At 62.2% G+C, this 11,397-nt stretch carries 11 protein-coding genes and 1 tRNA gene; 6 read left to right on the top strand and 6 right to left on the bottom strand.

The annotated features are described in order from the left end of the window. Nucleotides 1–41: 41 nt before the first annotated feature. The 3 genes from FEZ63_RS03115 to FEZ63_RS03125 are packed head-to-tail and all read left to right on the top strand — an operon-like array spanning nt 42 to nt 3,162. The gene (locus FEZ63_RS03115) at nt 42–1,250 is read left to right on the top strand and encodes an aspartate aminotransferase family protein (RefSeq protein WP_150942171.1); all 1,209 of its coding nucleotides are present in this window, start codon (nt 42–44) and stop codon (nt 1,248–1,250) included. Then, nucleotides 1,247–2,173 (top strand): ornithine carbamoyltransferase, encoded by a 927-nt coding sequence (argF, locus tag FEZ63_RS03120; protein WP_150942172.1) that lies wholly within the window; start codon nt 1,247–1,249, stop codon nt 2,171–2,173. The genes FEZ63_RS03115 and argF overlap by 4 nt, the downstream gene beginning before the upstream one ends. Further along, entirely contained in the window at nt 2,170–3,162 is a 993-nt protein-coding gene (locus FEZ63_RS03125; RefSeq protein WP_150942173.1) for an Hsp33 family molecular chaperone, read from the top strand. Before argF ends, FEZ63_RS03125 begins: the two co-directional genes overlap by 4 nt. A gap of 43 nt (nt 3,163–3,205) precedes the next feature. Here the strand turns inward: FEZ63_RS03125 and argE are convergent, their stop codons facing one another. Then, the gene (argE, locus tag FEZ63_RS03130; protein WP_150942174.1) at nt 3,206–4,378 is read right to left on the bottom strand and encodes an acetylornithine deacetylase; all 1,173 of its coding nucleotides are present in this window, start codon (nt 4,376–4,378) and stop codon (nt 3,206–3,208) included. A gap of 7 nt (nt 4,379–4,385) precedes the next feature. Next, nucleotides 4,386–4,778: a Co2+/Mg2+ efflux protein ApaG gene (gene apaG, locus FEZ63_RS03135; protein ID WP_150942175.1), complete on the bottom strand. Its 393-nt coding sequence runs from the start codon at nt 4,776–4,778 to the stop codon at nt 4,386–4,388. Between the two features lie 209 nt (nt 4,779–4,987). Here apaG and FEZ63_RS03140 point away from each other — a divergent pair, with 209 nt between their 5' ends. Together FEZ63_RS03140 and FEZ63_RS03145 are read left to right on the top strand one after the other, a co-directional pair. Continuing rightward, nucleotides 4,988–6,079, top strand: coding sequence for a 2'-deoxycytidine 5'-triphosphate deaminase (locus FEZ63_RS03140; protein ID WP_150942176.1), 1,092 nt, complete (start codon nt 4,988–4,990; stop codon nt 6,077–6,079). 43 nt (nt 6,080–6,122) lie between these two features. Further along, nucleotides 6,123–6,197, top strand: a tRNA-Gly gene (locus FEZ63_RS03145). Between the two features lie 93 nt (nt 6,198–6,290). Here the strand turns inward: FEZ63_RS03145 and FEZ63_RS03150 are convergent. The 3 genes from FEZ63_RS03150 to FEZ63_RS03160 form a co-directional block, all read right to left on the bottom strand. Continuing rightward, nucleotides 6,291–6,470, bottom strand: coding sequence for a con-10 family general stress protein (locus tag FEZ63_RS03150; protein ID WP_476738958.1), 180 nt, complete (start codon nt 6,468–6,470; stop codon nt 6,291–6,293). Between the two features lie 90 nt (nt 6,471–6,560). Then, nucleotides 6,561–9,059 carry a glucose/quinate/shikimate family membrane-bound PQQ-dependent dehydrogenase gene (locus tag FEZ63_RS03155; RefSeq protein ID WP_150942177.1) on the bottom strand — a complete coding sequence of 833 codons (2,499 nt, stop codon included), beginning with the start codon at nt 9,057–9,059 and terminating at the stop codon, nt 6,561–6,563. Nucleotides 9,060–9,181: 122 nt separating this feature from the next. Continuing rightward, nucleotides 9,182–10,003 (bottom strand): GGDEF domain-containing protein, encoded by an 822-nt coding sequence (locus FEZ63_RS03160; protein WP_150942178.1) that lies wholly within the window; start codon nt 10,001–10,003, stop codon nt 9,182–9,184. A gap of 346 nt (nt 10,004–10,349) precedes the next feature. Here FEZ63_RS03160 and FEZ63_RS03165 point away from each other — a divergent pair, with 346 nt between their 5' ends. Further along, nucleotides 10,350–10,742, top strand: a complete 393-nt coding sequence (locus tag FEZ63_RS03165; protein ID WP_150942179.1) for a VOC family protein — start codon at nt 10,350–10,352, stop codon at nt 10,740–10,742. Nucleotides 10,743–11,179: 437 nt separating this feature from the next. On the opposite strand, the gene FEZ63_RS25350 is transcribed toward FEZ63_RS03165, so the two are convergent. Continuing rightward, the coding region (locus tag FEZ63_RS25350; RefSeq protein WP_210251570.1) for a hypothetical protein at nt 11,180–11,397 on the bottom strand (218 nt) is incomplete at its 5' end.

Genomic DNA, 11,397 nt, shown 5'->3' on the forward strand with positions numbered 1-11,397 from the left:
GGCTCGATGTGATTTTGGGCCTACCAGGCGGAGACCATCCTGTGACATCGCCATTGCTGCCGATCTACGCGCGCGCTGATCTTTCCTTTGAAAAAGGGGAGGGCGCCTGGCTCTTCGGCCGAGATGGCGAGCGATATCTCGATTTCGGGGCCGGGATTGCGGTGAATGCTCTTGGCCACGCGCACCCGCATCTCGTCAAGGCGCTCACGGAGCAGGCGGGAAAGCTCTGGCATACCTCCAACCTTTATCAGATCCCCGAGGGAGAGCGCCTCGCCCAACGGCTCGTCGATCACAGCTTTGCCGATGTGGTGTTCTTCTCGAATTCCGGTGCGGAAGCAAACGAGGCGGCCATCAAGATGGCGCGCAAGTACCAGGCGTCGAATGGCAAGCCGAACCGGTTCCGCATCATTACCTTCGAGGGTGCCTTTCACGGGCGCACGCTGGCGACGCTGGCCGCCGGCGGCCAAGCAAAATACCTTGAAGGGTTCGGACCCAAGGCCGAGGGTTTCGACCAGGTCCCGTTCGGCGACATCCCGGCGCTCGAGGCCGCCATCGGCCCCGATACCGCGGCGTTGATGATCGAACCAATTCAGGGCGAGGGTGGAATCCGGCCTGTGCCGAGCGCATTCTTGCACGAACTGCGCAGTCTCTGCGACGAGCATGACCTGCTGCTCATCTTCGACGAAATCCAGACCGGCATCGGCCGGACCGGCAAGCTGTTCGCCTACGAGAGCACGGGCGTTGCGCCCGATATCCTCACCTCCGCAAAAGGCATCGGCGGCGGGTTCCCGATGGGCGCCTGCCTTGCCACCAGCAATGCGGCGAAAGGCATGACCCTGGGGTCGCACGGCACCACATTCGGCGGCAATCCTCTTGCGATGGCTGTCGGCAATGCGGTTCTTGACGTCGTTCTCGCACCCGGGTTTCTCGAAAAGGTCGAGCATCTGGGCTTGCTTCTCAAGCAGCGCCTCGCCTCGTTGATCGATCGCCATCCCAAGGTCATCGCCGAAATCCGCGGCCAGGGTCTGATGATGGGCATCAAGACGCGGGTGCCGAACACGGAACTCGTGAAGGCTGCTCTCGCCGAGAAGATCGTTGTCATCGGCGCTGGCGACAATGTGGTGCGCCTGTTGCCGCCGCTCATCGTGTCGGATTCCGACATTGCGGAAGCCATCCAGCGACTGGATGCCGCCTGCACGGTGCTGGAAGCCGGCCTGAAAGATGAGGATCGGCGGGGAGCGGCTCTATGAAGACCCGCCATTTTCTCGATCTCAGCGAACTTACAGGGTCGCAGATCCGCGATGTTCTCGACATCGGCTCGGCCATCAAGGCAAAACGCCGCAAGGGCGAACGCGCGAAGGATCGGCCCCTCGAGGGCAAGGTTCTGGCGATGGTCTTCGATAAGCCGTCCACTCGTACCCGCGTCTCGTTCGATGTGGGGATGCGCGAACTCGGCGGCGAAACCCTGATGCTTACAGGCCGCGAGATGCAACTCGGCCGCGGAGAGACCATCGGCGATACCGCCCGTGTATTGTCGCGTTATGTGGACGCCATCATGATCCGCACGCTCGATCACGCGATGGTAACGGAACTTGCTGAATCGGCATCGATTCCGGTGATCAATGGCCTGACGAAAATGACGCATCCGTGCCAGATCATGGCCGACGTCATGACCTTCGAAGAGCATCGTGGACCGATCAAGGGACGCACCATCGCCTGGACCGGGGACGCCAACAACGTGCTCGCCTCATGGGTCCATGCAGCCGCCCGGCTCGATTTCAAGCTCAATATCGCGTCTCCACCGGAACTTGCGCCGCGCCCGGAGCTTTTGACCTGGGCGAGAAACGAGGGAGCGCAGATCGCCGTGACGACCGACGCTTTCGAGGCGGCCGACGGGGCCCATGCGGTCGTGACCGATTGCTGGGTTTCGATGGGCGACGAGGACGAGTTCCGCCGCCACAACCTGCTCAAGGCCTATCAGGTCAACAAGGCGCTGATGGATGTGGCGCAAAAAGACGCGGTCTTCATGCATTGCCTGCCCGCTCATCGGGGCGAGGAAGTGACGGACGAGATCATGGACGGACCCCGCTCTGTCGTCTTCGACGAAGCCGAGAACCGCCTCCATGCTCAAAAAGGCATTCTCGCCTGGTGCCTGGGAGTTGCGGGCGCATGAGCGCGGCGCCTTTCGAAGGCACGGACGATGCCGTGCTGCCATTTGCGGTCGAGCCGCTGGACGTGCGCGGACGCATTGTCCGGCTTGGATCATCCATCGACACCATCATTTCCCGCCACGGCTACCCCGATGCGGTCTCGCGCGTCTTGGGCGAGGCCGCAGCCTTGACGGTCCTTTTGGGTTCGTCTCTCAAGTTTCAGGGGCGGTTTCAGCTCCAGACCAAGACCGACGGTCCGATCGAGATGATCGTCGTGGATTTCGATGCGCCCGACCGCCTGCGCGCCACTGCGCGTTTCGATCAGGAACGCCTCGATGCGTTGATCGCCAATGGCCCGAAGACCGGCGATCTGATCGGTTCGGGCTACCTCGCCATGACCATCGATCAAGGGACCGAGCAGAGCCGCTATCAGGGGGTGGTGGCGTTGCAGGGACAGGGGTTTGAGGAAGCTGCGCACGAATATTTCCGACAATCCGAACAGATCCCCACACGCGTGCGCCTGGCGGTGGCGGAGCAGTTTGAGAACGGCAAACATACTTATCGCGCCGGCGGCCTGATGGTTCAGTTTCTGCCCACATCACCCGATCGGATGCGGCAGGCGGATCTGTCGCCCGGAGACATCCCCGAAGGCCATCCGTCGCGTGGTCATTCCGGGTTTGGTGATGACGACGCATGGGCCGAGGCAAAGGCACTCGTCCAGACCGTCGAGGATCATGAGTTGATCGATCCGGCCATCTCCAGCGAACGCCTGCTGTACCGCCTCTTTCACGAACGCGGCGTGCGGGTGTTCGACGGGCAGAGCGTGCATGAGGAATGCCGCTGCTCAGAAGCGCGCGTGATGTCGATGATGCGGCGGTTCTCGCCGGAAGACCGTCGCGATATGGTGGGCGACAACGGGCGCATTGGCATCACCTGCGAGTTCTGCTCGCGTTTCTATGATCTCGATCCAGTGGAGGTCGAAGCGGAAATTGCTCGCGCGGGAGCGGAGTAAACGCGCGACTGCTCGCGCGTTGCAGAGCGTTTGCCGGAACGCGCTATGAGGCGGCGCACACGGCGGCGAGGCGACGCATGAACGCTGTCCCCGCATCGAGTTGCTCAAGCGTGATGTATTCGTCGGGCTGATGCGCCTGGTTGATCGAACCTGGACCGCAGACGACGGTGGGAATTCCCGCCTTCTGATAATGTCCAGCCTCGGTGCCGAAAGGCACCGTTTGTGTCTGGTTCCGGCCGGCCAGTCGCAGTGTCAGGATTTCAGCCGCTGAACCGGGCTCCGGTGCGAGGCCTGGAACCGAGATTTCCATTCTTGTCTCGATGCGGCCAAAGTCGCCAAAACGATTGAGACGCTTCAGCGCGACTTCCTCAGCGAAACGCTCGAGACGTCGCGGGATCTCGTTTGGATCGAGGCTCGGCAAGCCGCGAAACTCCCACTGAACCGAGCAGAATTTGGAGATGATATTGCGCGCGATGCCGCCGCCGACCACGCCTGCATGCACGGTCGTGTAGGGCGGGTCAAAACGCCCGCTCGTGTCGCCGCGTGCCATCAATTCGTCGCCGATGCGGTTGAGTTCCGCAATCAGCTCCGCGGCCGCCATGACGGCGCTTGCGCCGAGATATGGCTTAGAGGAATGCGCCTCGAAACCGTGCACCTCGGTGGTGAACGCGACGACGCTCTTGTGCGCATCGACGACTTCAAGCTCCGTCGGTTCGCCGACGATCGCCGCCTTCGGCAGCGGAAGGTCGTGGCCGAGGCGATTGATCGCGCCCATGACGCCAAGACATGTGGTCTCCTCGTCATAGGACAGCATGATGTGGATCGGCGTTTTCAGATTGGCGGCGAGAAAATCCGGCACCAGCGCCAGCGCAATGGCGTCGAAGGCTTTCATGTCCACGGCACCGCGACCGTAAGCCCTGTCGTTTTCGACCCTTAGCGTGAAGGGATCCGAGGTCCAGCTCTGCCCCCGCACCGGCACCACGTCCGTATGGCCGGAGAGCACGACCCCGCCGCGATCCTGCGGGCCGATGGTGGCATAGAGCGCCGCTTTGTCGCCAGCCTCGTTCGGCAGGCGGATGGAGGGGACGTTCCAACTGGCGAGATAGCTTTCAACGAAGGCGATCAGTGGCAGGTTGGTATTCGCCGTCACGGTATCGAACGATACGAGCTTGGCGAGCATTTCGAGCGGCGTGAACCGCTGGCCGTTGAAAGACATCAATACCTCAATGCACCACGCGCTTGGCCTGGGGAATGTCGAGAGAGAAGAGTGGAATCTCGGCGGTGAACGTCTCGCCGCCGTCAGTTTCCATCACGTAGCTGCCTTGCATGGTGCCACTGCGGGTCGGCAGAGGACACCCGCTGGTATAGCTGAAACTTTCGCCCGGACCGAGAACGGGCTGCTCGCCGACGACACCCGGCCCGCGGACCTCCTGCACCTGTCCGCGCTCATCCATGATCTTCCAGTGACGTGAACGCAACTGCACCCGCTCCTCGCCGGTGTTTACGATCTCCACCGTGTAGGCGAAGAAATATCGTTCCTCTTGCGGGGACGATTCTTCCGGCATGTAGCGCGGCGTAACCGTCACGCTGATGCCCCGGGTCACGGCCTTGTACATGGGTGTCACTCGAAGAACGCTCGTCAGGCACAATTTTGTCCTGTCGTCCTAAGGCGGCGGCCGCCCCCCGTCAATTCCACCAACTGGGACGCCGCGGTGCGAAAAAGGGAAGGTCTCTCAGCGACAAACGGTTGAGGAGCGGCTGACTCCTCTTGGCCGCTCGGCTCCTTCTACGCTAGGGAGAGGGGGTCAAACCCGGAAAAAAGCTCATGGTTGCGTTAAAGGACGGAATCCAATCGGCCGATGCCATCGAGCGTCTCGCTCAGGTCGGCATCATCAGACCGGAAACGCCGTTCGCGTCGGACCAGGTTCAGCCCGCCAGTCTCGACCTGCGGTTGGGCAGGCGCGCCTACCGGGTGCGGGCAAGCTTCCTGCCCGGCCGCAACCACACGGTCCGGGACCGGCTCGTCCAGCTGAGCTACCACGAGATCGACCTCACCGGCGGCGCCATTCTGGAAACCGGAAGCGTCTATATCGCCGAGCTGCAGGAGAGCCTGTCGCTTCCCCCCGACCTTTCGGCCGCGGCGAACCCCAAAAGCTCAACCGGGCGGATCGACGTGTTTACCCGCGTGATCACCGACCGATCACAGGAATTCGACACGATCGGCGCCGGCTATGAGGGGCAGTTATTCGCCGAGATCTCGCCCCGAACCTTCCCAGTGCTGGTCCGAACCGGGACGCGATTGTCCCAGTTGCGCTTGCGGAAGGGGGTGGTGCGCCTCAGCGACGCAGAGCTCCACGCGCTTCATGAACGCGAGCGGATCGTCACTTCTGCCGAACCCTCGATCCAGGACGGAGTTGCGGTGAGCGTGGATCTGGCGGGTTTCGGCGACGACAACCTGATCGGCTATCGTGCCAAACGCCATACCGGGCTTGTGGACGTGGACAAGCCGGGATCCTGCGTCGCGGCCGATTTCTGGGAGCCGCTTTATGCCAATCCGGGCCGCACGCTGATCCTCGATCCGGGTCAGTTTTATATCCTCGCCTCCAAAGAGGCCGTGCACGTGCCGCCCGATTATGCGGCCGAGATGGTGCCCTTCGACCCGCTGGTGGGGGAGTTTCGCGTGCATTATGCGGGCTTCTTCGACCCTGGCTTCGGCCACGCGGCTGCGGGCGGGGATGGGGCACGCGCGGTTCTCGAGGTTCGCTCTCGTGACGTGCCGTTCATCCTGGAAGACGGTCAGATCGTCGGACGCCTGGTTTATGAGCGCATGGCGGAGAGACCAAAGGTTCTCTACGGCTCCGGTGCGGGTTCGAATTATCAGGCCCAAAGCCTGAAACTGTCCAAGCACTTCCGCTGACCCCTTGCGGCGCTGCCGGTAGGACGGCTATTGATAGGATTGCGCGGGTGTAGTTCAGAGGTAGAACGTCAGCTTCCCAAGCTGAATGTCGTGGGTTCGATTCCCATCGCCCGCTCCAATTTCCCCCGGTTACCTGCCTGCAACTCCCATAAGCGAAGCGAAAGCCGGCCGGGTAGGTCCGGCCGGCTTGCTTAGTGCTATGGTGAGGCGACTATCGATGGCCGCGGGAACTTTCCCCGCCTTTGCGGCCCGCTTCGGAGGCGCGCTCAGGATCGTTCTTGAAGTTGCCGCCGCTCTCTTTTCCGCCCTTGCTGGCGATGTTGCGTTGCTTGTCCTCGTCCATCGAACCAAAGCCTCGACTTCCGGATCCTTTCTTATTCGGCATCGTCATGTCCTTTCCTATTCGGCGGCGAGCGTGCCGCTCAATGATAAAACAGGGAAGCCGCGGCACCGTTCCTGCTAAAATATGACGCGCGGTCGCTTAGGTTTTGGGCAAAGCGTAGGCGATCACGTAGTCGCCGGCCCTGGTACCCAGGGATCCATGCCCGCCGGCAACGACAAGCAGGTATTGGCGTCCATCGGTGCCCGTATACGTCATCGGTGTCGCCTGACCGCCAGCTGGCAGGCGGCTTTCCCAGAGTTGATCGCCGTTCGTAACGTCGTAACCGCGCACATAGTCGTCGATCGTTCCTGACAGGAAAGCCACGCCTCCTGCCGTCATGATCGGTCCGCCGAGGTTAGGCACGCCCATGCGGAAGGGCAGGGGAAGCGGCGAGGCGTCACGGACCGTGCCGTTCTTATGCTTCCAGAGAATTTTTCCGGTCGTAAGATCGGCCGCCGCAATGTAGCCCCAAGGCGGCGCCTGACATGGCAGGCCGAGGGCCGACGTGAAGGCGCTCAGTCTCACGGCGAACGGTGCACCGAAGTTCTCGTTCAACGAGGGGAGACTGTCGGCCGGGCGCTCGTCGCCCTGGACATAAAGCGACTTGTCGTCTGCGCGCGGTACCAGTTGCGACAGGAAGGCCAGATAGGTCGGTGTCGCGAACACGATCTGCCGCTGTGGGTCGACAGCGACACCGCCCCAGTTGAAGACACCGAAATTGCCGGGATAAACGAGCGTCCCTTGCGTTGAAGGCGGCGTATAGCGCCCTTCGTAACGCAGGCGTTTGAAGGCAATGCGGCAACTGAGCTGGTCGAAGATCGTTGCGCCCCACATGTCGCTCTCCCGCAAAGCGGGCGGATCGAACGAGAGTGCCGATACCGGTTGTGTCGGGTCTGTTCTGTCGCGCGCAGCGGCGCCCTGGGGCGCCGGCTTTTCGACGACCGGAAGCAGTGGCTCGCCGGTGCGCCGATCAAGGACGTAAAGCTCGCCCTGCTTGGTCGGCTGCACCAAAGCGGGCACGGACTGACCCTGGATCGTCAGATCGATAAGGCTCGGCTGCGACGGCACATCATAGTCCCAGAGGTCATGATGGACGGTCTGGAACACCCAGCGCACCTGGCCGCTGGCAAGATCGAGCGCCACTACCGAAGATGAAAACCTGTCCACATTCGCCGAGCGATTGCCGCCCCATTGGTCCGGTGGCTGGTTGCCGAGCGGCACGAAGACCATGCCGAGGGCCTCGTCGACACTCGAGATCGACCAGCTGTTGGGAGAGTTCGGCGTATATGTTTCGCCGGGCTTCAGCGGCGTCGTCACCTCCGGATTGCCCGAATCCCAGTTCCAGACCAGATCGCCGGTCTCGACGCTGAAGGCGCGGATGACGCCGGAGGGCTCATTGGTGGAGACATTGTCCAGAACCGTGCCGCCGACGATGATCAGATTGGCGGTCACGACGACCGGAGAGGTCGAGTAATAGGAGCCTGGATTGACGTTCGGCATGTTGGTCCAGAGGTTGATCTGCCCCTTGCCGCCACCAAAGTTCGCGCAAACGGCACCGTCCGTCGGGTTCAAAGCAATCAGGCGCCCATCGGCGGTCGGCATGAAGAGCTTGGCCGAGCAGCGATCGGTAACTTTGCCGTCAGCGGCTGCGATGGGTTGAGGCCGTTCGGGAGACGTGGGCGGCGCGGCAGGGGCGGGCGTGCTTGCCGGCGGGATCGGCGCTGCGGCGGAGGTTCCGGTTCCGGCATGATAGGAAAGGCCGCGGCAGGTGAGGTGCTGGAGTGCCAATCCGCCCTGGATTTTGGGATCGTAGCGCCAGATTTCCTGGCCGGTCGTGGCGTCAAGGGCGATGACGGATTGGTGGGGCGTGCAAAGAAACAGCCGCTCGCCGATCTTGAGGGGGGTTACCTGAAAGGTCGTCTCGACCGGATCGCCCGGACGACCGCGCATGTCGCCGGTCCGATAGGTCCAGGCGACGGCGAGATTGGCGACATTGTCCGGCTTGATCTGTTCGAGCGGCGAGAAGCGCTGGCCGTAGGCCGTGCGGCCATAGGCATGCCATTCACCTGGCGGGACGCGTTGCGTTGTCGGGGTTGATCCGGCGCGTGACGCGGGCACGAGCCCTTCGACGCGATGGGGCTCGGTGAACCACGAGGCGACCGCCACCAGGAACGCTGCTCCCAGTGCGGCGGTGAGGGGCAGCCCGGCGCGGCGAAAAGCTGAGACCCGCCTGTCGCCGCCCCCTGACGCGGGGCGCTGATCGGTGTGATTGAACGCGCGTGTGACCCAAGGCGTGACCAAGAACAGTCCGACGAGAAAGACCACATCTCCTCGGGCAGCAAGCGGCCACCAATCGAGGCCTGCCTCCCAGAGTGCCCACGCAAGGGTGCCCGCGACGACAATGGCGTAGACCCACAAGGCGGCGGGACGGCCCGCCAGCAAGAGAAATCCGGTCGCGAGAAATCCGGCTGCGGCGAGAGGGTAGTACCACGACCCCCCGAGCACCACGAGCCATGTTCCCCCGATCCCGAGGGCGACGCCCATCAGTGCGATGACGATGCCTGCGATCGCGTGAACGCGGCTCTTCGGAGTGCTCATGATGTGCCCCAAGGGAGATGGCGACATCGTTCGAACGCGCCGCGACGGGAGAAGGTTTCTTCTCCTCTCCTATCGTCGCCCGCCCGACACTCCTTGCGCGCGCATTGGCACCCGTCGGGCGGTTATGCGCTGACGACGTAGCTGGAACCGGCGGAGAGGCGATTCCTTGCCTTTGCGGCGTAGAGTGCCTTGTCGGCCGCGGCCACGAGCTCACGCGCCGTGATCGCGGTTTGGGGATAATACGCGATGCCGATCGCGACACCGATCTCGATGGTTCGTCCATCAAGACGAATGGGGGCGTCAATAGTGCCGATGATTTTCTCCGCGATCACCTCGGAGGTGTTTTCACCGGGTAGTTCGTAACCGCGTCCCTGCATAATCACCGCGAATTCATCGCCACCCAGCCGGCAGAGCTGGTCTTCGTCGCGGGTATGGAAATTCAGCCGCTGCGCGACGATCCGCAGAATCTCGTCTCCGAATTGGTGCCCAAACTGATCGTTGACGTTCTTGAAGCCGTTGAGGTCCAGAAGCAGCAACGATCCGCTTCTCCGGGGGGTGGTTTCACCCTCCGTCATGGTCGCGAGGCTCTCGTCGAACTTCGCCCGGTTGCCGAGGCCGGTCAGGGGATCGTGTTTGGCGCGAAAGTCCGCCTCGGATGCACGCCTCTCGGCCTCTCCGCGGAGCCGGACCGCTGCACGCAATTCGCCCGCGCGGCGGAGGGCAAAAATCCACAGTGCACAGAAGAGGAAAGCTCCGGCCGTGAGGGTCTCGTAAAAATCGATGCGCTTTGCGGGATCCAGCAGTTTCCCCGCTACCGCCCCGAAAAGACTGAACTCGTACGCCAGCCAAAGGAAGAGCAGAAAGCTGCTGCCCAAAATGACGAGATCCAGAACGGCTCGCTTGCGGCTCCAGCCGGCAGTTTCGAGAGTGGACGAGAGGTTCAATGCGGTTTGCCCTTGCTGCTGGCGCTACCGATACAGGGTAAATCCGGCGGCGCAAACGAGAGGTAACTCTACCGGGCTGCCGCAAGGGAGCGCCACCGATCGAACCTCGCTGATTTTGGGCGGGAGGCAGTGACGGAAATGCATCCGGTGAAAAAGTCAGGAACGCGTGGCTCGTCCCTGCCTCCCGTCACCCGAGCCTGCTCCGGGACGGTTAACGAAGACTTAAGCGAACTGCTCGATTTTTAAGGAGCGCTCCCCACTTGCCCTCGCATCGTGCGGCGCTCGCCTGTCGGAACTGCCGCTCTATCTAGGAACCAGTCGTGATCCCGTACGATTGGAGCAACTGATGGCCGAGCGTTCCCCCTATAAGCCCACCGGGTATTCCAGCGTTTCGATCTACATGATGGCGGATGAAGCCCAGCGCGTGGTCAAGTTTGCCAAGGCGGTTTTCCATGCGGAGATCCTGCGCAAGATGGACAGAGCCGATGGGCGCATCATGCATGCCGAGCTTCGGATCGACGATTCGATCGTGATGCTGTCCGACAGCACCGAGGAATATCCGGCATTTCCGGTGTGGCTCCATGTCTATGTCCCGGACGTCGATGCCGCCTATGCCCGTGCGCTGGAGGCCGGAGGCGTTTCGGTTCAGGCGCCTACCCAGAAGGGCGATGAGGACCGGCGCAGCGGCGTGCGCGATCCAGCCGGCAATGTGTGGTGGATTTCCACCCGCGTCGAGTAGGGTATGGGGATCGGAGGCATTTTGCCGGCTCGGCCGAAAGCCTTGCGCCACAAGGCGGCAACACCCGTTGCGTGACAGAGTTTCGAAGATTTTTGCCGAGGCTCTGTTGACATGCCACGCGGCAGGGGACATATCCGCGTCCCCGCCGGACTTCTGGTCTTGGCGAGCATCACACGAACAGCGGCATCGACGCTACCGGGCTTCTTCAGCCCATTCGCACGTCGATCCGGACCAGGACTCTTCTCAGGGTTCTGGTCGACGGCACGAGCCAGGGTCCCCAGTAACTGGGCCGACCGACTGGCTCCTCTGACGCAAATTGGGATGGTATCGAGCGTTCTTGGATCGCCCGATACTTGAGCAACGTAGGAAACGATTGTTTCTTGCGAACGGTGTTGCTTGTCTGGACTGGACGACGACGGAACGAATACACGGATCGTTCAAAAAAATTCTGATCCGCTGTTGACACCGAAGAGGGCCTGCTGTAGACCATCTTCATCGACGGGGCGCCACGGTGCTTCGTCCTCTCCGAGGTGTTGGGGCGGCTGGGCCGGGATGGTTATTCCGGTGTTGGTCGCTGTTTTCTTCGGGCGCCTTTGGCGCATTGCTCTTTGACAAGTGAAGAAAAGAAAGAGAAGCGTGGACGGCGGTGTCCTTG

The organism is Microvirga brassicacearum (assembly GCF_008757455.1).
Taxonomy (GTDB): domain Bacteria; phylum Pseudomonadota; class Alphaproteobacteria; order Rhizobiales; family Beijerinckiaceae; genus Microvirga; species Microvirga brassicacearum.